The following is a 21,326-nucleotide window of genomic DNA, read 5'->3' as shown; positions in this document are numbered from 1 at the left end:
CGGTCACACTAACCGCCGTGGCCCGCGAACTGCGGAAGCGGCGGGCCGATGTCGGTGGTTGATGGCGCGGTAGTTTTCCAGCACGGGCGGCGTCTTGGACAGAGAGGCAGATGGGTCGATCGATGGAAGCGCGTGCTGACCGCGGCAAGACCAAACGCACCTATCGGGGCACCGGCTATTGGGTGCTGCAGATCGGTGCCTGCGCCGTCATCGGTCTGGCGTGCCTGGCAGCCGGTGGATTCCTGCTGTTCGCTCCGGACTCCGTGACCTGCCCCGCCGGCGGCTGCGACGACAACGCCGGCGGCGGCCTGCTGGTCCTGCTGATCGGCATCGGGCTGATCATCACCATGGTCGTCGTGATCCGCCTGTTTGTCCGCAGCACGAAGGAGCAGCGGGCCGTCTACGCGTGGGCGATCATGCAGCAGTACTGGGCCGACGGCCCTGCCGGGCCGCTGAACGTTCCGACCGGGGTGGCGCAGGATGCCCGGACACTGCAGGTCGCGGCCCAGGCCCGGCGCGGCGAACTGTCCCGGAAAGAGATCGACCGGCTGCAGGCGCTTCGACCCGACGTGCCCTATCCCGGCCGACTGCCGTCGTACTTCGAGGACGGCAAGCGCACCTGAATCGACACTAGTCTGGCGTCGAACAGCAGCCCGGAGGGGAGCAGAACGGTGCAGCAGGATCCGGTCGAGGCCGAGATCGTCCGAGGACTCCGTGAGCTCGGACTGGACTGGAAGTCGACGGGGCCCGGTCTCTACACCGTGAGCCTGCCCGGGACTCGCAAACTCAGCACCGAGTGCGCGTTACAGCTGGGTCGACATGATCTTGAACTGCGGGCGTTCGTCGCCCGCAACCCGGACGAGAACCACGAACGAGTCTACCGCTGGCTGCTGGAGCGCAATCTCAAGCTGTACGCGATTCGCTACACCATCGACACGCTCGGTGACATCTACCTGACCGCCCGGATCCATCGAGACGCGATCACTGCCGCCGAGATCGACCGACTGCTCGGCGCAGTCGCCGACGCCGCGGACTCGTCGTTCAACACCATCCTGGAGCTCGGCTTCGCCTCCAGCATCCGGCAGGAATGGCAGTGGCGACTGGCCCGCGGCGAGTCGACCGCCAACCTCGCGGCCTTCCGACACCTGGCACCTGGTGACCACGATCACGATCACTGACCACGCCTGGACGAAAAGAAGCCGTCCGGCTCGCGACGCGCGGATTGTTCGGCATCCCTTGACGATCACCGTCGCGGGGCGTTGTATGTCACGCACGTCTACGGGGGAGATTAACTGGTCGACGACGAGGTAAGGACCGACCGTGGATCAAGCGCAACTGCGAGACCTTTCGGATCAAGCCACCGCCAAGCTGCAGAACATGCCTGGCACGACGACGAGCCGTCGCGGCGGCTGGATGATGATCTCGACGATCTTGATCGAGGCCTGGGACCTGTACGCGATCTCGTTCCTGTTGATCTTCATCAAGAACGAGTACAACCCGACGCCGGTCCAACTCGGTCTGGCCACCGCGGCGGTGCAGGGCGGCGCCCTGGTCGGTGCACTGATCGGCGGTTACATCGCCGATCAGCTCGGCCGTAAGCGGGTCTTCATCCTCACCATGGCCCTGTTCATCGTGTTGGCCGTGGCCCAAGGATTCTCCCAGAACATCTGGGATCTGATCATCATCAGGTTCCTGATCGGCATTCCGCTCGGCAGCGACATCTCCAACGGTTACGCCTACATCATGGAGTCGATGCCCAAGGGCAAGCGCGAGCAGATGGGCAGTCGCTGGCAGTTCATGTTCGGCCTGGGCGAGGTGATCGCGATCGTGGTGGTGACGATCATGTACGTCGCCGGAATTGATCATGATCTGTTGTGGCGCGTCGGTCTGGCACTCGGCGCGGTGCCCGCGGTGATCTTGCTGATCTCCCGGCTGGGCCTGCCGGAGACGCCGTCGTCGCTGGTCCAACGGGGCCGATTCCACGAGGCGAAGGAAGTGTCCCAGCAACTGTTCGACGACCCGCTGGACATGCTGCCGGACGAGGACGTCCACATCGAACGGGTGAAGGTCGGCGACTTCCTGAAGGTGATGTGGGCCGATCCGATCAAGAAGCGGGCCACCATCTACGGCTGGATCTCCAACGCGATGCAGGGTGCGGAGTTCACCGCGTTCGGCTTCTACCTACCGGTGATCTTGGTCGCCGCCGGCGTCGGTGTCACCGGCAGCGGCGAGACCCAGAACCTCGTCGGCACCAATCTGGTCACCGCGCTGGTCTACTGCCTGGCGACCGTGTCGGGATTCGTGGCGCCGCTGATGCTGCCCAAGATCGGTCATCGTGGGGTGGCGATGTGGGGCTTCGGGATGGCCTTCGTCGGCCTGGTGGTCGGCGCCTTCGCGATCGGCATGGATTTCAAGGTGCTGATCGTGATCGCTGCCTGTGTGTTGATGTGGGGCCACTACTGGGACGCGTCGAACGGGATGACGATCACCTCGATGGTGGCGCCGCCACGGTTCAAGGGCACCGCGTCCGGCTTCGGCTACGTGTTCGTCAAGGGCGCCTCGTTCTTCGGCGCCTTCGTGTTTCCGATCATGACCGCCGCCTGGGGACCGGTCGGCGCCACGCTCGCGGTGTCGGCCCTGTCACTGACCGGATTCCTGTCGGCGAAGTTCATTCTGCCCGAGCTGTACGGCTACGTGGAGCAGGAGACAGCACAGCTCGAGCGCCGCGCGGACAGGACGGATCCGCCGATTCGTTAGTCCGCCCACGCGTGATGACCGACGTCTTGTGGTGCACGTCTCAGCGGCCCACGAAATGTCGGAGATGAACTATTGTTCGGCTACTCTCAAGGCCTGTTTGTGTCCCGTCAGGGAAATCGCCGCGCATCAGGAACAGAGGAAACCGTGACCACAAACTATCCCCCGAACTCCGGCGAGCCGGATCAGAATCAACCCGGCTTCGGTCCGAACCCGGAGTACGGCCAGCAGCCCGGGTTCGGTCCGGGGCAGCCGAACTACGGCCCGAGCCAACAGCCCGGCTACGGCGCTCCGGCTTCCGGCCAGACCCCGTACGGTCAGCCGTCGGCACCGCGGCCGGGATCCGAGCAGCCGCAATACGGCGAACCGGGCCAGTACGGCCAGCAGGGTCAACAGCCCCAGTACGGCGAACCGAATCAGTACGGTCAGCCGGGGCCGGCCGGCCAGCTGCCGTACGGTCAGCAGCCGCAATACGGTCAGCAGCCGCAGCAGCCTCAGTACGGTCAGTCACCGTACGGCGGCGGACAGCAGCCGCCGGGTTCCGGTGGCGGGAAGAGCAAGCTGCCGTTCATCATCGGCGGCGGCGCTCTGGCGCTGGTGATCGTGGTCGTGCTGATCGTGGTCGCGGTGGTCAACTCCGGTGGCGACACCGACGAGGCCACCGGCAGCACCGGCGGCGGGGCGACGAAGCCGGCCGAAGCACAAAAGCCGTCGGATGCGGTGAAGGGCTATCTGCAGGCGTTGGCCGACGGCAAGGCCGATACGGCGCTCGGCTATGTTGATGATCAGCCGTCGGACAAGACGTTCCTGACCGACGAGGTGCTGCAGGCGTCCAACAAGGCGGCTCCGCTGACCGCGATCAACGTGCCCGACGTGGCCGAGAGCTCCTACGCCTCGGTCAACGCCTCCTACAAGCTCGGCGATCAGGCCATCAACGCCACCTTCACGGTGACCAAGAGCGGCGACAAGTACACCCTCAGCGAGGGCTACGCCGACGTCGATCTGAGCTACCAGACCAAGGGCCTGCCGATCACCATCAACGGTGTCAAGGCGACCGCCGACAAGGTGTACCTCTTCCCGGGCAGCTACCAGATCGACACCTCGCAGAAGTACATCGATCTGGGCAGCGGTGCCGACTTCGTGGTCAAGGATCCGTCCGACTACCCGGATGTGCAGCTGAAGCCGGCGCTGGACAGCGACGGCCAGGCGATGTTCCAGAAGAAGGTCACCGCCGCGATCAACGCCTGCGTCGCCTCGCACAAGCTCAAGGCCGGCTGCGGACTCGATGTCGCCAGCACAGTCCAGGGCTACAAGATCAAGGAGAACTCGGTCAAGCGGACCATGGACGCCTCCGACAAGTCTCAGGTGAAGAACATCAAGGGCGAGCTCAGCTACGACGCCCCGACCGTCGCCGAGGCGGACTCGTTCTACGCCAACGTGTCCACCACGGTGACCGCGACAAAGAGCGGTCGCTCGAGCAAGGTCAGCTACTACGGTGAGGGCAACTCCTTCGACGATCCGTCGATCGATCTGACCGATCCGAACCTGACCGTGACCTGGAGCTGACCGGCCTCCGGATCCCGTCGAACACAACCGGCCGATCGAAGCGTACGAGCCTCGATCGGCCGGTTTTGTCTTGTCTGCAAGGCAATCCGAGCAGTCAGCTGCTGCGGTGCACCTTGTGCTGTGCAGCCTGCGCACGGGGCCGTACGGTGATCCGATCGATGTTGACGTGGTCCGGCCGGGTGGCGATCCAGCCGATCACGTCGGCGATGTCGCTGGCGAGCAAGGGCTTTTCCACTCCGGCGTACACCTTGTCGGCGCGTTCTTGATCACCGCCGAACCGGGTCAGCGAGAACTCTTCGGTGTGCACCATCCCGGGGGAGACCTCGGCGATCCGCACCGGCTGGTCGACCAGTTCCAGCCGCATCGACTCGACCACCGCGCGCTCGGCGGCCTTGGCGCCGCAGTAGCCGGCTCCGCCCTCGTAGCCGCCGTCCGCGGCCACCGAGGTCACGAAGATCACCTGGCCCACGTTGTTGATCAAGGTCGGCAGCAGTGCCTTGGTGACGGACGTCGCGCCGAGCACGTTGGAGGCGTACATCGCTTGCCAGGCAGCAAGATCTGCCTCGGCCACCGGCTCCAGACCGAGAGCTCCGCCGGCGTTGTTGATCAACAACGAACACCGATCGCCGGCCGCCCGGGCCAACGCCGCAACCGACTCGGTGTCGGTCACATCGCAGGTCACCGCGACGCCGCCGATCTCGTCGGCCAGCGCTTCGATCCGGTCGGCACGCCGTGCGGCGCACACCACCTCGTACCCCTCATCGGCGAGCCGGCGCGCGGTCGCCGCACCGATTCCGCTACTGGCTCCAGTGACCACCGCGACCGGCCGGTCAGGACTGCTAGCTGTCGGATCGCTCATGGGCAGATTGTTGCAATGCCCGCCGGGGAGCCCGCCGCGCACCCGGTGGACCGCGGACGGCGGCCCGATCCGCGGGGATTAGGCTGCGGCCTCATGACGTTCAAATTGATCTTGCTGCGACATGGTGAAAGTGAATGGAACGCGAAGAATCTGTTCACCGGCTGGGTCGACGTCGACCTCAACGACAAGGGTCGGGCGGAGGCGCAGCGCGGCGGCGAACTGCTGGCCGAGAACGACCTGCTGCCGGACGTTCTGCACACGTCGCTGCTGACCCGCGCCATCCACACCGCACAGATCGCGCTCGACGTGATCGGCCGGCCGTGGCTGCCGGTGCAGCGGTCCTGGCGGCTGAACGAACGTCATTACGGCGCCCTGCAGGGCAAGGACAAGGCCGCCACCCTGGCCGAATTCGGCGAGGAACAGTTCATGATCTGGCGCCGGTCCTACGACATCCCGCCGCCGGCGATCAGCCCGGACGACCAGTACGCCAACTTCGCCGACCCGCGGTACGGGTCGCTGCCGCCGGATGCGCGGCCGGCCACCGAGTGCCTCAAGGACGTGCTGATCCGGGCGCTGCCCTACTGGTACGACCGGATCGTGCCCGACCTGCTGGCGGAGAAGACCGTGCTGGTCGCCGCCCACGGCAACTCCCTGCGCGCGATCGTCAAGCACCTCGATCAGATCAGCGACGTCGACGTGGTCGGGCTCAACATCCCGACCGGCATCCCGTTGCTGTACGAGCTGAACGACGACCTCACGCCCGTCACGCCGGGCGGTCGCTACCTCGACCCGGAAGCCGCCAAGGCCTCGATCGAGGCGGTCAAGAACCAGGGCCGGAAGTAGATCCGGAGTAGACCCGGTCGATCACGGCTGGGGCCAGACCTCGTCATCGGGGAACTTGCCGGTGACCACGTAGATCACCCGGCGAGCCACCGAGGCGGCATGGTCGGCGATCCGCTCGTAGTAGCGGCCGAGCAGCGCGACGTCGACGGCCGCCTCGACCCCGTAGCTCCAGTCGTCGCCGAGCAGCAGCCGGAACTGGTCGCGACGCAGCTCGTCCATCTCCTGGTCGCGGTCGTGCAACTCCTGCGCGGAGTCCAGGTCACGTTCGCTCAGCGTCTGGCCGGCCCGGATCACCATCTTCTCGGCCACATCGCCCATCCGGACGAAGTTGGGCCGCAGCCCCTCGGGCACCGCTGGTTCCGGGTAGCGCAGCCGGGCGATCTTGGCCACGTGCGCGGCCAGGTCGCCCATCCGCTCCAGCTCGGTGACCATCCGCAGGGTGGCCACCACCGTCCGCAGCTCGCCCGCCACCGGCGCCTGCCGGGCCAGCAGCGAAAAGGCTCTCGCCTCGATGTCGGCCTGGGCCGCGTCGATGTCGGCGTCGGAGCTGATCACCTTCTCGGCGGCATGGATGTCGACCTCCAACAGGGCCGTGGTCGCCTGCCGCACGGCAGTGGAAACGGTCTGCGACATCTGCACCAGGTCGGTCAGAATGTCGTCGAGTTGCTCCCGGTAGGAGTCGCGCACTGGTTCTCACCCTCAACACATCGTCGGGTCCGCGGCCCTGATCGGCCCGGATGCGCTCCCACTCTAGGTGCAAGCCGTACGTGACCGGCCAGGGTCGGTGAACGCCGGGTTAACAAAGCCGGAACCCTCGGTCTCGATCCGGCCTGAGCGGTGGGCAACGGTCAAACCCACCCGTGGTGTCGGCTTAGTATCAGCGACGTGAACGCAGGAGCAGCCGCGGGCCTGGCGCTGATCGTCGGCCTGGCCATCGGTGCTCTGATCGCGGTGCTGGTGTTGCGCCGGCCGGCCGAGGCGACCGGCGAATCCGAGGACTTCATCGACGAACCGGTGGAGGTCCCGCCGGGGGTGTCCCAGATGTTGGCGGCGCTCGGCTCGTCGGCGGTGGTGGTCGGTCCGCACGACGAGATCCTGGAGGCGACCGCGCAGGCCCGGACCGTCGGCATCGTACGCGGCAGCCGGATCGGCATCGCCGAGTTGCTCGACCTGGTCCGTACGGTGCGCACCGACGAGGTCCTCCGCAGCGTCGACCTGGAGCTGCAGCGTGGCGGTGCAGGCGGGGCCGCGACCTTCCTGGCGGTACGCGTCGCGCCGCTGGCCGACGGACTGGTGGTGGTGCTGGCCGAGGACCGGACCACCGCGGTCCGGGTGGAGGAGACCCGCCGCGACTTCGTGGCCAACGTCAGCCACGAGCTGAAGACGCCGATCGGGGCGGTGGCCCTGCTGGCCGAGGCGGTGGAGAGCGCGGCCGACGATCCCGAGGCGGTGCTGCGGTTCGCCGCGCGGATGACGATCGAGTCCCAGCGGTTGAGTGAGCTGGTCGGCCAGATCATCGAACTGTCCCGGTTGCAGGCCGACGATCCGCTGGTCCAGGCCGAACCGGTCGAGGTGGACGACATCCTCACCCAGGCGGTGGACCGCTGCCGGGTGGATGCCCAGAAGCGGGACGTCCAGCTCGCTGTCGCCGGTCTGCCCGGCTGCTACGTCCTCGGCAGCGAGCTCCAACTGGTCGCCGCCGTCGGCAATCTGGTCGAGAACGCAATCCTCTACTCCGACCCGGGCGCCCGGGTCACCGTCGCCGTCCACCGGGTCGAGCGCGGCGACGACGACGTGGTCGAGATCACCGTCTCCGACAACGGCATCGGCATCGCCCCGGCCGACCTGGACCGGATCTTCGAACGTTTCTACCGGGTCGACTACGCCCGCAGCCGCGCCAACGGCGGCACCGGGCTGGGGCTGTCGATCGTCAAGCACATCGCCGCCGCCCATGGCGGTGATGTGGCGGTCTGGAGCCAGCCCGGGCAGGGCTCGACGTTCACCGTCGCCTTACCCGCGCCGATCGGCGACGCCGCGGCACCCCTCACCGCCCGGCTGCCCGAAGTTGATCATGAAATGGTCGACGGCGTGGCGCCGGCAGACGGTACCGATTCATCCAGTCCCGGCAGGAACGCAAGCACTGCAGCGGTCCCTGCCCGCCAGCGCCGCGACGATGCGGAGTCGGTGCACCCCCGTACATCCGAACCCCAGGAGATCGTCAGATGACCCGTGTGCTGGTGATCGAGGACGAAGAGTCCTATCGCGAAGCCACGTCCTACATGTTGCGCAAGGAAGGTTTCGAGGTGGTCGAGGCCGCCGACGGGACCCAGGGCCTGGCCGAATTCGATCGGGTCGGCGCCGACATCGTGCTGCTCGACCTGATGATGCCGGGCTTGCCCGGTACGGAGGTCTGCCGGCAGCTGCGTGCCCGTGCCGCCGTCCCGGTGATCATGGTCACCGCCCGGGATTCCGAGGTGGACAAGGTGGTCGGGCTCGAACTGGGTGCCGACGACTACGTCACCAAACCGTTCAGCCATCGCGAACTCGTCGCCCGGATCCGGGCGGTGCTGCGCCGCGGCCAGGACCTCGAGTTGTTGCCGGACGTGGTCGAGTCCGCCGGTGTCCGGATGGACGTCGAGCGGCACGAGGTGTCGGTCAACGGCGAACGGGTCAAGCTGGCGCTGAAGGAGTTCGAGCTGCTGGAGATGCTGTTGCGCAACGCCGGCCGGGTGATGACTCGCGGCCAGTTGATCGACCGGATCTGGGGCGCCGACTACGTCGGTGACACCAAGACCCTGGACGTGCACGTGAAGCGGCTGCGGACCAAGATCGAACCCGACCCCGCCGCCCCGCAGTTCCTGGTCACCGTACGAGGTCTGGGCTACAAGTTCGAAGGCTGACGGCCTCGGCAGGCGGGGTCTCACCTGGATCGCCGACGAACGAGTTTCGCCTGGTGGGTCCGGGGACCTGAATATGAGGCGCCAGATGGTCAAAATCACCGGCGGACCGCCATTTTCGCGATCTGACGCCTTGATCCCAGGGGATCGACGCCGACGGACTGTCCTACCAACTCTTGGTATTCTGCACCCATGAGCTTGAACACGTCGATCAGTCTGGACGAGCATTTCGCGGATTTCCTCGCCCACGAGGTCGCGACGGGGCGCTACCGATCGGCGAGCGAGGTGGTACGCGCGGCATTGCGTTTGCTGGAGGACCAGGAGTCCCAAATGGCTGCACTGCGCGCCGCGCTGGTGTCCGGGGAGGAGAGCGGCGGGGCGAAGCCATTCGACTTCGATGCGTTCATCACGGCGAAGAAGGCATGAGGAGCTACCGGCTCACTCCGGCCGCCGTCCAGGACCTCTCGTCCATCTGGGACTACACGGTAGAGCGGTGGGATGGCGGTCAGGCCGAGACCTATGTCAACGAGATTAGGGCCGCGGTCGAGCGCCTCGCCGAGAGCCCCGACCGCGGCCGTGCCTGCGACGAGATCCGCGAAGGCTACCGCCGGTACGGGATCGGCAGCCACATCATCTTCTACGTCGTGAACCAAGACAGTGTGGACGTGGTCCGCATCCTGCACCAGCGGATGGACCCGACCCGGCACCTGTAAGCCCGGACCAGCCACGAAGACAGCAGGTCGGTTCAAGCGGGCTACGAAACATCGCCCCGGCCGTGTCTCAGGGGGTACCTGACCGGACGCGTTTCGCCCTTCGCTCACCCAGGCGAGCCGTCGAATGTACGTCCTCGTCCTGGGCCAACGTCCTCGGTCATGGCAACGCTCGCGCCCGAAGCCAGACCTCTGGGGCCAGAAGTGTCGATGCTCCGGCCCGCCGATGCCGGTGAGCACATTCGCGTCACCATTCGCGATTGGGCGAGATAACTGGGCGCGGGACGCCGTGCGGACCGCGTGGTGGCGCCAAAGGTTCCGGGTGACACGTCGTGTCTGGTGTTAGTCGAACAGGTCGATCAGGCGGACCGCCTGGTCATGCAGCTCAGCTGTCCTCGGTGGCCTGGCTCCGGTGGGGTCAGGCAGCAGTCGGAACAACCAGAAAGAGGCGATCAGGCGTCGATACAGGTGATAGCGCCGATGGTCGTGGTCGATGAGATCGGCGAGTCGGTCGAGGCCGGTACCGCGCGCGCCGAGATGCTCGGCGAAGTTCGCCAACTCGAAACACACGTCGCTGGCGCCGGCGTCTTCGAAGTCCACCAGTCGGATCCCTCTGCCGTCGTACAGCATGTTTCCCGGCTGCGGGTCGCCCTGACCGAGGATTTGGAGCGTTCGTCCGTCCAGCAGGGAGTTCAGCGCGGGACCGGTGATCCAGTCCACGGTCAGGTCGAATGCTCGCAGTTCGACTCCGCTCGCCGGCCGTAGTGACCTCGCTGCGAGGTGACGCCAATAGTGTGCATTGTGCATATCGATGGGCGCCGGCCGATCGCCGGGCACGTCCCAAAGTCGTCGCATTGCCTTGGCGAGCAGGTGGATCTGATCGTCGGTCCAGTAGCCGACGATCGGGTCGCCGGGAAGCGCGGTCATGGTGATGGATGGCGGTTCTCGATCGAGTTCTGCGGATATGGGTTCGGGCGCCAGGCCGGGCTGGTGGAGCGCCAAAAGGTTGAGGGTGGTCCACTCCCGGTGATGCTCCTGCCGGCCCCACGTCCGGTACGTCTTGGTGATCAGATCGCGGTCGCGACGAAGGTGGTGTGTCTGTCGTGCTCTGCGGTTTGTCACAGGCCCGGAAGCTACACGAGGTCGACGCTGGTCCGGCCACTCCGGTGCACGGCCGATCCCACCCGGCATGATTGGGGGCCATGACCGACGCGCCCCGCAGCCGGGAACAACGCCGTGCTGACACCCTCGCTCTGTTGACGACGCCAGCGATCGACGTCTGGATGTCCACATCGTCGATCGACGAGGACGGTACGGCGGCGCCGTACCTGGTCCCGCTTTCCCTTGCCTGGTTGGAGAATCGGGTGGTGATCGCGGTCGAGGAACGATCACGTACGGCGCGGAACTTGATCAACTCCGGTCGCGCCCGACTGGCGCTCGGGCCGACCCGGGATGTGGTGATCATCGACGCCGAACTGGAGCGGGCGCTCCCGGTGCAGCAGGCGCCGGCCGAGATCGTCGAGGGGTACGCGGGCCAGGCCGACTGGGATCCGCGCGGTGACGACGGGTATCTCTATCTGGTGCTCCGACCGATCCGGATCCAGGCATGGCGCGAGGCAGACGAGATCAAGGGCCGTACGTTGATGCGAGACGGTCGGTGGCTCTGACCGATGGTGACAATCGGATGACATCGCGGCGCCGATAGAGTGACCTCGTGCTCAGCGAACGCGCTCTTCGCGACGTCACCGTATTCACCGGCTCGGCCCACCCGGAGTTCGCCGCAGAGATGTGCGAGATCCTCGGCATCGATCTGGCCCCATCGCGTACGACGCGCTTCAGCAACGACTGTCTGCAGGTGCAACTGCGCGCCAACTGCCGGCAACGCGACGTGTTCATCGTGCAGCCGCTGGTGCCGCCGGTGCAGGAGCATCTGGTCGAGCTGTGCCTGATGCTGGACGCCGCCCGAGGTGCGTCGGCCGCCCACATCACCGCGGTGATCCCGCACTACGCCTACGCCCGCTCGGACAAGAAGGACGCGCCGCGGATCTCGATCGGCGGCCGGCTGGTGGCCGACATGATCGCAGCCTCCGGTGCCACCCGGGTGGTCACCATGGCCCTGCACGCGCCGCAGGTGCACGGCTTCTTCTCGATCCCGGTCGATCACCTCAGCGCGGTCGCCGAATTGGCCGATCACTTCAAACAGACCGACCTCAGCGACACCGTGGTGGTCTCACCGGACCTGGGCAACGCCAAGGTCGCCACCCAACTGGCGCGCAAGCTCGGGCTCGGCGTCGCCGCCGGGTCGAAGCGTCGGCTGGCCGACGACACCGTGGTGGTCGACAACATCGTGGGAGACGTGCAGGGCAAGAACGTGATCGTCTTCGACGACGAGATCGCCACCGCAGGCTCGATCGTCGAGGTGCTGCGCAAGCTGCGATCGGAGGGAGCCCGGCGGATTTCGCTGGCCTGCACGCACGGTCTGTTCACCGGGCCGGCGATCGAACGTCTGCGGGCCGAGTCCGACATCGACGAGATCGTCACCACCAACACGGTCCCGCTGGCACCGGAGAAGCAGCTGCCCAACATGGTCACCCGCTCGGTGGCTCCGCTGTTCGCCGAAGCCGTGCGGCGGATCAACTGTGGCGAGTCGGTGAGCAGCCTGTTCAGCGACGAACCCACCTACGGCTGAGGACTGAACCGGGCTCAGACGGTGCCGTTGCTCGGGGCCGGCGACGGGGTGACGTTCTTGTAGGTGCGGTTGTTGCCGTCGATGATCGGCACTTCGACCTGCCGGCTGCCGGCCTTCTCGAAGGTCAGCGTGAGCCGGGCGGTCTGTCCCGTCGGCAGCCCGGAGCCGCTGACCTCGATCGGCGCCCGGTTCACCAGCACGGTCGGCTCGCCCGGGGCGACAGTGATCGGGCCGGGCATCTTGATCGTCAACGGGGCACCGGTGCTGAGGTCGGCCTTCAGCAGGTTGCCGGTCACGTCGGTGAGCTCGTCCCCGGCGGTGGAGTTCAGGGTGGCCGACAGGAAGCCCGAGGTGGGCGTGCGGGCCAGGATCATCAGCCCGCGGACCTTGGCGGTGCTGGCGACCGGTTGGCCTCCTGCGCCGAGGCCGACGTTGACGTCCACACCGTCGGAGGGCTGGTAGTGCTGCAGGGTCTGCACATCGAAGCCGCAGGCCGAGACCCCGACCAGCAGCGTGAGGGAGGCCGCGGCCGCACCGATCCGGGTGCCGACTCGGCTGCGACGACTGCGTGACGGGCTCGTCGCCAGGCCGGTCCTGCCGCAGTTGCGCTTGCTGGGATTCAGGCCGATGTGCTTCACCGTGGTCTACTCCTCGACGTGCCGGCGGCCACCTCGTACGCAACGAACCGGCGTACGACGTCGGCCCCGCCAACTACTACAGCCGATCGTCGACGGTCAGCCTAGCGACTCGACGCCCGGCCGCGCAGCCAAGGTCGGCCCCGGCGCGGCCCGCCGGCTGGCGTCGAGGGGACGGACCGGCCTGATGGTTAGCGACGCGAAGCACATCCGGGTGGTCTTGTCAAGCGGTAGGCGGCCGGTGATTGTGCCTCTGGCTAGCGGAAACGCTTCGGGGAACACCCTGAGAGCGTGCTAAACTAGGTGCTGCGAAAGGGGTAGGTAGACAATATGACCTTCACAGTCGGCGAAACGGTGGTGTACCCCAATCACGGGGCGGCCGTCATCGAGGACATCGAAACTCGCAAGATCAAAGGCGAGGACCAGCTCTATCTCGTACTACGCATCGTCGGCCAGAACGACCTCGTCGTCCGGGTCCCGGCCTGCAATCTCGATCTCGTTGGAGTCAGGGACGTGGTGGGTTCGGAAGACCTGGAGCGGGTCTTCAGCATCCTTCGCGCCCCGCGCACCGTCGAGCCGACCAACTGGTCGCGACGGTACAAGGCCAACATCGAGAAGCTGCACTCCGGCAACGTGATGCGGGTCGCCGAGGTGGTCCGCGACCTGTGGGGCCGGGAGCGTGAGCGCGGCCTCTCCGCCGGTGAGAAGCGGATTCTCGCCAAGGCCCGGCACATTCTGGTTTCCGAACTGGCGTTGGCCGAGAAGATCGAGGAGGACAAGGCCGAGGAGTTGCTCGAAGAGGTTCTCGCCTCCTGAGCATCGCTGACGCGATCAAACAAGGGCGATCAAGCAAGTCTGAAACCACCGGGTGGGTACGTCGAGGGACGTGCCCACCCGGTTCTTGTCTGCCCGTCGGCGGCCGGGCCACGAGATGGAAGAATCTCGCTCGATGATCACCTCACCTTCGGCGCAGGACACGTCCTTCGGCGCGATCGTGGTGGCCGCCGGCGCCGGCACCCGTTTCGGCGCCGAGCGGCCGAAGGCGCTGCTCGAGTTGGCTGGACGTCCACTGGTGCGGCATGCGGCCGAGTCGATGCTCGCCGCCGGTGCCGTACGGCTGATCGTGGTCATTCCCGACGGCGGCGCCGACGGGTTCGCCCGCGCGCTGCACGGGCTCGCGGTCGACGCGCTGGTCACCGGCGGTGCCGAGCGGACGGACTCGGTACGCAACGGCCTGGCAGCCCTGGCCGCGTCGGAGGATCGTCCGCCGATCGTGCTGATCACCGACGCCGCCCGGCCGCTGGTCCCGCTCCAGGTCACGCGCCGGGTGGTCGCTGCGGTCGCGGCCGGCGCGCCGGCGGTGGTGCCGGCGGTCCCGGTCACCGACACGATCCGGGAACTGACCGGCCCGCAGGACGATGGCCACGGATCGAGGATGTTGGACCGGTCGATGCTGCGTGCCGTCCAGACACCGCAGGGATTTGATCTTGAAACCTTGTTGGCGGCCTATCGTCGGCTGGGCGCGGACGTGATCACCGACGATGCCGGAGTCTGCGAGCGGGCCGGACATCCGATCACCTTGGTGGACGGCGACTCGGCATCGTTCAAGATCACCCATCCGCCGGATCTGGCGCTGGCCGAGATCATGATCAACAACGAACGGCAGGTGCGATGACAGCGGGCGGGATCCGTACCGGTATCGGCGTCGACGTGCATCGACTGGTCGCCGGCCGGCCGATGTGGATGGCCGGACTTCTCTTTGCAGACGAGGATTCGGGGCCGGAGGGCCACTCGGACGGCGACGTCGCCTGTCACGCGATCTGCGACGCGTTGCTGTCGGCCGCAGGCCTCGGTGATCTTGGTACGAACTTCGGCACCGACCGGCCGGAGTGGGCCGGCCGGCCCGGGCGTGACTTCGTCTCCGAGACCGTACGACTTCTTGCTGCGGCAGGAATCCGGGTCGGCAATGTCGCCGTTCAGGTGATCGGCAACCGACCCAGACTCAGCCGTCGGCGGGCCGAGGCGGAGGAGCTGTTGACGGGTCTCGTCGGCGCGCCGGTGTCGGTGTCCGGCACCACCACCGACGGGCTCGGGCTGACCGGCCGGGGTGAGGGCGTGGCGGCGATCGCGACCGCGCTGGTGATCAACACCGACGAGTGATCCTGCGGAAGGATCCTTACTCCACCTGATCCGCCCTACTTGACCTGATCAGACGGTGCGGTGAACGTGTCGCAGACCTTGATGTGCGGGTCGGCCATTCCCTGCCGGCCCCAGTAGAGCCGGGTGTCACCGTGGCCGTGGGTGGCCTCGATGTCCGGGTTGCCGCTCAACGTGTCGTCGCCGATCGCCACGTAGATGGTCTCGATCGCGTCCACATCGCTCTGCTGCATGCCCAGCGATCGAGAACTGGCCTGCAGGAACAGCCCGGAGAAGCAGTCCGCCTGGACCTCTACCCGGCGGCTCATCTCCAGGCCCTCCTCGGTGTCGTCACCGGCCAGTTGCTCCAGACCGTTGGCCGAGATCAGGATCCCGGTCCGGGCCTGGACGGCGTGACCGAACTCGTGCGCCATCACGATGTCGGGACCCCAGGGCGAGTCCTGCAGGTCGGCGATCGCGTCCGGCAACGTACGGCTGTAGTAGATCTGCTGATCGGCCGGGCAGTAGAACGCGTTGCCACCGCCGGCCTTGCCGCACTTGGTCTCGATCGCGTCGCCGTAGATCGTCACCGACGGCCGGACCAGTTGATAGCCGGCCGCGGTCACCGGCGGCTCCCACGCCCGCATCAGGCAGGCGACCAGCTTGTTCAGGTGGGTCTGCAGTTCGGCGTCGGTGGAGGCGGCGGTGATCGGATCCAGTTCGCAGCGGATCGGCACCGGCATGGTCTGGTCGTAGAGCTTGTTGTGCTGGGTCCAGTCGACCGCCTGGCTCTTGGTTTCCGGCGCCGGCAGCGGCGGCGGGTTCTTGTCCGGAGCGGGCACCTGGTAGTCGTCGTTCTGGTAGGCGACCTGGTCGGAATTGCTGACCAGGTTGACGATGATCAGCGACACAAGTGCCAGCGCGACCAGCCCGATCACTGCCGCCAGCACCTTCTTCAGCGGATTGCTGCGCGGCCTGCCCGCGGGCGGCTGCTGCCAGGAACCGCCGCCGGCCGGTGCCGGGGCGGTCGGGAAGGATCCCGGCCGGCCGGGTGGGTTGCCCCAACCGGGTGCGGTTGCCGGTCGGCCCCACGTCGGACTCGTACGACCGAACTGTCCGCCGGGTTGCCCCCACTGCTGCTGCGTCACGGTTGCTAACCCTAACGACAGCCGGGGTCTGAGGCTCTGCGGCCTGTCTGTGCGATAGTTTCCGGCAGACAACCGGCGTTACTGACCTGCACCGGCAGGCGTACGGGAACCAGAAGGGCCCTTTCGTGCAACGACATCTCCGAGCGCTCCGGCACCTGTCGTCGAGGACCTCGAATGCCGGCCGCCGGCCGGTGACGGCCGGGCGGATCGCCACCGCCGCCGGCGCAATGTTGATCATGGTCGGCGGACTGATGTTCGGCCCGGCCGGGATCGCCCATGCCGAGGGCTCGGCGAGCAACGTCAACGTGACCGGCACCCTGGACAAGAACGGCACCTTCCGGGTCGACCAGCAGATCACCTTCTCCGGCTCGGCACCCGGCAACGTCAGTCAGACCTTCGAGACCAGCGAGACCCTGGTCGGCAATCGCAGCCGTGAGTTCGAACTCAGCAAGATCAGTGTCACCGCCGACGGGAAGCAGCTGTCACCACAGATCAAGACCGACGGCGACCTGGAGACGGTCAGCTTCGACCCGGCCGGTGCCAAGTCGGCCACCCTCAGCTACACCGTGACCGGTGCGGTGGTGAACGAGAGCGGCACCCCGGCGCTTCAATGGCGGGTGTTGCAGGGGCTGTCGATGCCGGTCGACAAGTTCGACGCCAAGATCAACATCCCTGGTGCTTTCAGCTACGTACGATGCACCTCCGGGCCGCCGAACGCGACCACCCCGTGCACCAGCGCCTCGGCCGGAGTGAGCAACACACCAACCTTCACCGACGGGCCGCGCGGCCCGGGTGAGGTGGTCGCGATCGACATCGGCTTCCCGGCCGGCGTGGTGGCCATCAACGAGAAGATCGATGAGCACTGGACCGTGGCGCGGGCGTTCTCGGCCAAGCCGCTGCCGTTGGGCATCGCGCTGGGACTGCTGGTGCTCGGCGGCATCGGTCTGCTGGTCGCGCATCGCCGGATCGGCCGGGATTCCCAACCCACCAACGAGATTCACAAGCCGGCCGAGTTCGTCCCGGTGGCCGAGGGGCAGGCCGAGTTCCGGATCGTCGGCGACATCCGGCCCGGTCACGTCGGCACCGTGGTGGACGAGCGGGTCGACCCGATCGACATCACCGCCAGTCTTCTTGATCTTGCTGTCCGCGGGCACGTGTTGATCACCGAGTTGCCGCGGCAGAGCACGTACGCCCGCGCCGACTGGCGGCTGACCCGGGCCGCCGAGGGCGAGGCGCCGGACGACCTGCGCCCCTTCGAACGCGAACTGCTCGAAGCCGTCGCGCCGCAGGGGGAGAGCGTGCTGGTCTCCGAGCTGGGCACCCGGGTGCATCAGGACGCGGTGGCCGGAGTGCAATCGGCGCTGTACGACGAGATGGTCGCCAACGGTTGGTTCCAGCGGCGTCCGGATGCGACCCGGAACACCTGGACCCGGGCGGCATTGGCCGGGCTGGTGGTCGCGGTGGTGATCACCGCGCTGCTGGCGATCTTCACCGAGTTCGGACTGGTCGGCATCACGTTGATCTTGCTCGCGCTCGGGCTGATGTTCATCGGCCAGGAGATGCCGGCGCGTACGGCGCAGGGCTCGGCGCTGCTGGCCGGGCTGGGCGCGTTGCGGTCGGATCTGCTGACCACGCCGACCGATCGGATGCCGGCCGGGCGCGAGTTGTCCGAACTGTCCGAGGTGCTGCCCTACGCTGTGGTGCTGGGCGGTGCCGACCGCTGGCTGGACGGCATCGTCGCCGCCGATGACGACGACGATCCGGATCCCGAGGATCTCAGCTGGTATCACGGCCCGTCCGACTGGCAACTGTCGGACCTGCCGCACTCGCTGCAGAACTTCGTCACCACGGTGAACGGCACCCTGTTCAGTCGTTGATCTCCTGACTCAGCGTGGATCCAGACTCAGGCGAGCTCGAGTCGCGGGCCGCGATGGATCGCCCGATAGACACGGTTGCGGAGCTCGTTGGCCTGCTCATCGGTCAGCGTGTGCTGCAACGGACGCACGGTGATGCGGACCAGCGCGTTCAGCTGATGACCACCGAGTCCGAGACGCTCCCGGGCGGTCGGCGGTAGCTGAGCGTACGGCGTACGCTGCAGGATCTCGATGCTCTCGACGTCGTCGATCTGATCTTGGAGCGACTCTCGGATCGCGTCGCCCAGCGTCTCGTCGGCGGTGTCCTCGTCGATCACCACGGACAGGTCACGGGTGATCGGCGGCAGCATCGAGACGGGTCGCCAAGGCTCCAGATCTCCAAGCTGGGCAGCGATCCGTGGTTCTGCCGAACGCAGATAGCGGATGTCCGGGATGCGTTTGCGCAGCATCACCGCGCGGTCCAGTCCCATCCCCAGCGCCAGCCCGGACCATCGATTCGGATCCAGTCCGCTGCTGTCGAGGACGTGCGGATGGATCAGCCCGCATTCGGCCAGTTCGAGCCACTGACCGTCCTGCAGGACGTCGATCTGGCGCCCGTGCAGGGTGTACGGATGGGTGGCCGGGGTGGTGCGCCACCGCGCTCCCGGCAATACCGCGTCGACCAGGACCATGATCATCTCTTCGAGGTCTGACTCGGTCGTGTCCGGGGTGGACCGCAGTCGCCACAGGTCGAGTTGGTGCGGTTCGCCGACGTGGGTGCGGTCGACCACGTCACGGCGATAGACCAAGCCGGCAACGGTGATCAGCACATCGACCGGCTGATCATGCTCGGCGTGCTGCGGTTGGGCATACCGCTGCAGGGCGTACGGGATGTTGGCGCTGGTCTGGCTGCGCAGCATCGTGGTCGGACTGGTGTAGCGGGTGTAGCGGCTGTCCCGGGTGACGTCCGCGCCGGCGTAGCCGAGCCGGTCGTAGTTGTCGGCCACCGATACCAGCGGCGGGACTCGGACCTGATCGACACCGATCCGCCAGTGCCGGGTCAGCGCCGTGATGATCTCGGCGGCGATCAAGTTGATCGCGTGCGTCCCGCCGGCGGGATCGGTGAGATCGGGAAGAGTCAGGGCGCGATCAAGTTCTGCCGCCGACAGGTAGCGAAGAGGATGTGCTGACCAACGCCGTTCGGTCTGGATCTGAGCCGTTGTCGGCCGGCTCGTCGACGGTCGCGTTGCCGCAGAATCTGTTACAGACATGGAAGTTCTCCTGAGTGGTTGCCGTGATCATGAGGGCGAAGCCCCCCCCGGGCGGGCAACACGGAGAACCGTCAGGACAGCGCGCGTGCGCAACCGACCCCGCGGCCGTGACCCGGCCGGGGGCAAAGAAATCGCTCGCTACGCATGCCGGGATGCTAGCCCGCCTGTTCGGAATGCGGTAGCGGATTTCCCTGTGCTGGTGGGGCTGCGGTGCATCGTGACCCACCGAGGCACTCAGCCAGGTCAGAGGAGTTCGCGCAGGCGCGAGCGCAGTTCTTCCGGCTGCAGGTTGATGTCGTCGACGCGCGCGGTGTCGACCCACGTCGGTTGGTAGACGTTGCTCGACGATTGACTGCTGGCCTCGGGGTCGCCCAGCACCAGGCGGCTGCGCTCGACGGACACCAGGAAGTAGTGTGCCCGCCGATCCTGATGCCGGATTGTCCAGAGTTCTCGCTCGATGTGCCCCTCGAGATGGGTCTCTTCGCGCAGCTCACGTACGACGGCTTCGCGGGGCGACTCTCCGGGCTCGATCCCTCCGCCGGGCAGCACGGCGTAGGAACGCCCGTCCTTCCGGCGCAGGATGACGAGCAGCTGTCCGTCGTCGATGGTGATCGCGACAGCCCGTTCCTTGGGATTTGTCACAGAACCAACCTATGGGTTTTCTGCGACCGCAGGGGTCGCTCCTCGCGGTTAGGCGGAGGCGCGGGGGATCAGCTCCATCGGGGTGTACTCGATGCCGTGGTGCGGGTTGCCGGCGATCGCGTCCAGCAACTGCTCGGCAGCACGGCGACCGAGATCCTCCAGGCCGAGATCGATGGTGGTCAGCGGCGGCCGGCTGGACAGCGCCATCACCTCCCAGTTGTCGAAGCCGGTGACCGCAAGCTGCGCCGGCACGTCGATGGAGAGCTCACGCAGCCGATCGGTGACGCCGCGGGCTATTTGATCACTGCCGCAGATGATCGCGTCCAGGCCGAGATCAAGATCGGACAGCTCGGCCTGATGTCGTTCGGCGCGCACCAGGTCGGCGGCGAGAAGTTGATCACCAGTTGCCGTGAGGGCGTGCCGCAGCAGAAGCTGATCAACGGCTCGGCGCCCCCAACTCTCGCTCCAATCACCGAACATCGGCTCGGACACCAACCGGAGGCCGTGATCAGCCAGCGCCGCGACGGCTGCCGCCGCACGGACTTCCGACGTGTGCTTGCGCGGCCGGCCGCCGACGTGTGCGATCCGCCGCCGTCCGGTCGCCAGCAGGTGTTGGATGATCTTGGTCGTGCCGTCGGTGTCGTCGGGCACCACGGACGCATCGTCGGGATTGCTGGACGGTGCGAACGCATACACCACCGGGATGTCGACGTCGACCGGTGGCCGCGGATCGGTGGTACGTCCGGTGACGATGATGCCGTCCACCCGTCGTGCCTGAAACGCCTTCAGGTGGTACGCCTCGCGGACCGGGTCGTAGCGGGTGGTCGCGAGCAGCGCCGACATCTCGCCGGCGGCCAGCGCATTCTCCGCACCGAGCATCACAGGGATGCTGAAACGACCGGCGGCATCGGCGCTGAGCAGGCCGACCGTGTAGCTGCGCCGGGCCGCCAGCCACCGCGCATCCGGGTCGGGTACGAAGCCGAGCTTGTCCGCGGCGGCCCGCACTCGCTGCCGGGTCGCCTCTTTCAGGCTGCCGGTGTTGTTGAGTGCCTTGGACACCGTTCCGGGCGAGACGCCGGCCAGCGCCGCGACGTCGGTGATCCGAACCGGCCGCTGGGTGCTCGTCATCTGGCCTCCTGCAGAACCAGTTCTCACAGTTTCCGTCTGCTGTGCGGGTGGGCGCACATCGTAACCAAGAACTTCTTGCTGTACAGGTATTGACGATAGAGCGGCCAGGCCCCTAACGTTTCGGAAAACGTGTTTCCTGCGTTTCTTTCTTGCGCGGTCGACAGCGACCGGATCCAGATCCACGAAGGAGTAGCT

23 protein-coding genes are annotated in these 21,326 nt (G+C 66.9%); 15 read left to right on the top strand and 8 right to left on the bottom strand.

What is annotated here, in order from left to right:
* Positions 1–122 precede the first annotated feature (122 nt).
* From FOE78_RS21905 to FOE78_RS21890, 4 genes are all read left to right on the top strand, one after another.
* Positions 123–623, top strand: a complete 501-nt coding sequence (locus tag FOE78_RS21905) for a hypothetical protein (RefSeq protein WP_143988143.1) — start codon at positions 123–125, stop codon at positions 621–623.
* 48 nt (positions 624–671) lie between these two features.
* Entirely contained in the window at positions 672–1,178 is a 507-nt protein-coding gene (locus tag FOE78_RS21900) for a type III secretion system chaperone family protein (RefSeq protein ID WP_143988142.1), read from the top strand.
* A 199-nt stretch (positions 1,179–1,377) separates the two neighbouring features.
* Complete coding sequence (locus FOE78_RS21895; protein WP_143988141.1) at positions 1,378–2,757, top strand: MFS transporter; 1,380 nt, start codon at positions 1,378–1,380, stop codon at positions 2,755–2,757.
* 144 nt (positions 2,758–2,901) lie between these two features.
* Positions 2,902–4,320: a hypothetical protein gene (locus tag FOE78_RS21890; protein ID WP_143988140.1), complete on the top strand. Its 1,419-nt coding sequence runs from the start codon at positions 2,902–2,904 to the stop codon at positions 4,318–4,320.
* Positions 4,321–4,414: 94 nt separating this feature from the next.
* Here FOE78_RS21890 and FOE78_RS21885 read toward each other — a convergent pair whose 3' ends face one another.
* Positions 4,415–5,179, bottom strand: a complete 765-nt coding sequence (locus FOE78_RS21885) for an SDR family NAD(P)-dependent oxidoreductase (protein ID WP_143988139.1) — start codon at positions 5,177–5,179, stop codon at positions 4,415–4,417.
* A 93-nt stretch (positions 5,180–5,272) separates the two neighbouring features.
* On the opposite strand from FOE78_RS21885, the gene FOE78_RS21880 reads away from it, so the two are divergent.
* The gene (locus tag FOE78_RS21880) at positions 5,273–6,022 is read left to right on the top strand and encodes a phosphoglyceromutase (protein WP_143988138.1); all 750 of its coding nucleotides are present in this window, start codon (positions 5,273–5,275) and stop codon (positions 6,020–6,022) included.
* A 21-nt stretch (positions 6,023–6,043) separates the two neighbouring features.
* Here the strand turns inward: FOE78_RS21880 and phoU are convergent, their stop codons facing one another.
* Complete coding sequence (gene phoU / locus FOE78_RS21875) at positions 6,044–6,709, bottom strand: phosphate signaling complex protein PhoU (RefSeq protein ID WP_143988137.1); 666 nt, start codon at positions 6,707–6,709, stop codon at positions 6,044–6,046.
* Between the two features lie 198 nt (positions 6,710–6,907).
* On the opposite strand from phoU, the gene FOE78_RS21870 reads away from it, so the two are divergent.
* The 4 genes from FOE78_RS21870 to FOE78_RS21855 all read left to right on the top strand — a co-directional run bounded on the left by FOE78_RS21870 (position 6,908) and on the right by FOE78_RS21855 (position 9,632).
* On the top strand, positions 6,908–8,248 hold the full coding sequence (locus FOE78_RS21870; protein ID WP_210414709.1) for a sensor histidine kinase: 1,341 nt from the start codon (positions 6,908–6,910) through the stop codon (positions 8,246–8,248).
* A complete protein-coding gene (locus tag FOE78_RS21865; protein ID WP_143988136.1) occupies positions 8,245–8,922 on the top strand; it encodes a response regulator transcription factor in 678 nt (225 codons plus the stop codon). The genes FOE78_RS21870 and FOE78_RS21865 overlap by 4 nt, the downstream gene beginning before the upstream one ends.
* Before the next feature lie 189 nt (positions 8,923–9,111).
* Complete coding sequence (locus FOE78_RS21860) at positions 9,112–9,345, top strand: type II toxin-antitoxin system ParD family antitoxin (RefSeq protein ID WP_143988135.1); 234 nt, start codon at positions 9,112–9,114, stop codon at positions 9,343–9,345.
* Positions 9,342–9,632: a type II toxin-antitoxin system RelE/ParE family toxin gene (locus FOE78_RS21855; protein WP_143988134.1), complete on the top strand. Its 291-nt coding sequence runs from the start codon at positions 9,342–9,344 to the stop codon at positions 9,630–9,632. Before FOE78_RS21860 ends, FOE78_RS21855 begins: the two co-directional genes overlap by 4 nt.
* Before the next feature lie 339 nt (positions 9,633–9,971).
* On the opposite strand, the gene FOE78_RS21850 is transcribed toward FOE78_RS21855, so the two are convergent.
* Positions 9,972–10,820 carry a phosphotransferase gene (locus tag FOE78_RS21850; protein WP_228265948.1) on the bottom strand — a complete coding sequence of 283 codons (849 nt, stop codon included), beginning with the start codon at positions 10,818–10,820 and terminating at the stop codon, positions 9,972–9,974.
* Between the two features lie 11 nt (positions 10,821–10,831).
* On the opposite strand from FOE78_RS21850, the gene FOE78_RS21845 reads away from it, so the two are divergent.
* Positions 10,832–11,296 (top strand): pyridoxamine 5'-phosphate oxidase family protein, encoded by a 465-nt coding sequence (locus tag FOE78_RS21845; protein ID WP_143988132.1) that lies wholly within the window; start codon positions 10,832–10,834, stop codon positions 11,294–11,296.
* A gap of 119 nt (positions 11,297–11,415) precedes the next feature.
* Positions 11,416–12,318 (top strand): ribose-phosphate diphosphokinase, encoded by a 903-nt coding sequence (locus FOE78_RS21840; protein WP_266095044.1) that lies wholly within the window; start codon positions 11,416–11,418, stop codon positions 12,316–12,318.
* Between the two features lie 14 nt (positions 12,319–12,332).
* On the opposite strand, the gene FOE78_RS21835 is transcribed toward FOE78_RS21840, so the two are convergent.
* On the bottom strand, positions 12,333–12,956 hold the full coding sequence (locus FOE78_RS21835) for a hypothetical protein (RefSeq protein WP_143988130.1): 624 nt from the start codon (positions 12,954–12,956) through the stop codon (positions 12,333–12,335).
* 327 nt (positions 12,957–13,283) lie between these two features.
* On the opposite strand from FOE78_RS21835, the gene FOE78_RS21830 reads away from it, so the two are divergent.
* The 3 genes from FOE78_RS21830 (at position 13,284) to ispF (ending at position 15,113) form a co-directional block, all read left to right on the top strand.
* The gene (locus tag FOE78_RS21830; RefSeq protein ID WP_091523288.1) at positions 13,284–13,769 is read left to right on the top strand and encodes a CarD family transcriptional regulator; all 486 of its coding nucleotides are present in this window, start codon (positions 13,284–13,286) and stop codon (positions 13,767–13,769) included.
* 133 nt (positions 13,770–13,902) lie between these two features.
* Positions 13,903–14,628: a 2-C-methyl-D-erythritol 4-phosphate cytidylyltransferase gene (gene ispD, locus FOE78_RS21825; RefSeq protein WP_143988129.1), complete on the top strand. Its 726-nt coding sequence runs from the start codon at positions 13,903–13,905 to the stop codon at positions 14,626–14,628.
* The gene (ispF, locus tag FOE78_RS21820; RefSeq protein ID WP_210414708.1) at positions 14,625–15,113 is read left to right on the top strand and encodes a 2-C-methyl-D-erythritol 2,4-cyclodiphosphate synthase; all 489 of its coding nucleotides are present in this window, start codon (positions 14,625–14,627) and stop codon (positions 15,111–15,113) included. Before ispD ends, ispF begins: the two co-directional genes overlap by 4 nt.
* A gap of 35 nt (positions 15,114–15,148) precedes the next feature.
* On the opposite strand, the gene FOE78_RS21815 is transcribed toward ispF, so the two are convergent.
* Positions 15,149–16,237, bottom strand: a complete 1,089-nt coding sequence (locus tag FOE78_RS21815; RefSeq protein WP_143988128.1) for a neutral zinc metallopeptidase — start codon at positions 16,235–16,237, stop codon at positions 15,149–15,151.
* A 125-nt stretch (positions 16,238–16,362) separates the two neighbouring features.
* Between FOE78_RS21815 and FOE78_RS21810 the strand changes: the two genes are divergently transcribed.
* Positions 16,363–18,114 (top strand): DUF2207 domain-containing protein, encoded by a 1,752-nt coding sequence (locus FOE78_RS21810; protein ID WP_143988127.1) that lies wholly within the window; start codon positions 16,363–16,365, stop codon positions 18,112–18,114.
* A gap of 26 nt (positions 18,115–18,140) precedes the next feature.
* Here the strand turns inward: FOE78_RS21810 and srmL are convergent, their stop codons facing one another.
* The 3 genes from srmL to FOE78_RS21795 all read right to left on the bottom strand — a co-directional run bounded on the left by srmL (position 18,141) and on the right by FOE78_RS21795 (position 21,131).
* Positions 18,141–19,361 carry a PheS-related mystery ligase SrmL gene (gene srmL, locus FOE78_RS21805; protein WP_143988126.1) on the bottom strand — a complete coding sequence of 407 codons (1,221 nt, stop codon included), beginning with the start codon at positions 19,359–19,361 and terminating at the stop codon, positions 18,141–18,143.
* 243 nt (positions 19,362–19,604) lie between these two features.
* A complete protein-coding gene (locus FOE78_RS21800; RefSeq protein ID WP_143988125.1) occupies positions 19,605–20,003 on the bottom strand; it encodes an NUDIX domain-containing protein in 399 nt (132 codons plus the stop codon).
* Between the two features lie 48 nt (positions 20,004–20,051).
* Positions 20,052–21,131, bottom strand: a complete 1,080-nt coding sequence (locus tag FOE78_RS21795; RefSeq protein WP_143988124.1) for a LacI family DNA-binding transcriptional regulator — start codon at positions 21,129–21,131, stop codon at positions 20,052–20,054.
* Positions 21,132–21,326 lie beyond the last annotated feature (195 nt).

Source organism: Microlunatus elymi, assembly GCF_007362775.1.
Lineage (GTDB): Bacteria > Actinomycetota > Actinomycetes > Propionibacteriales > Propionibacteriaceae > Microlunatus > Microlunatus elymi.
Note: the sequence above shows the minus strand (reverse complement) of the source record. Positions and strands in the feature narration are given on the sequence as shown.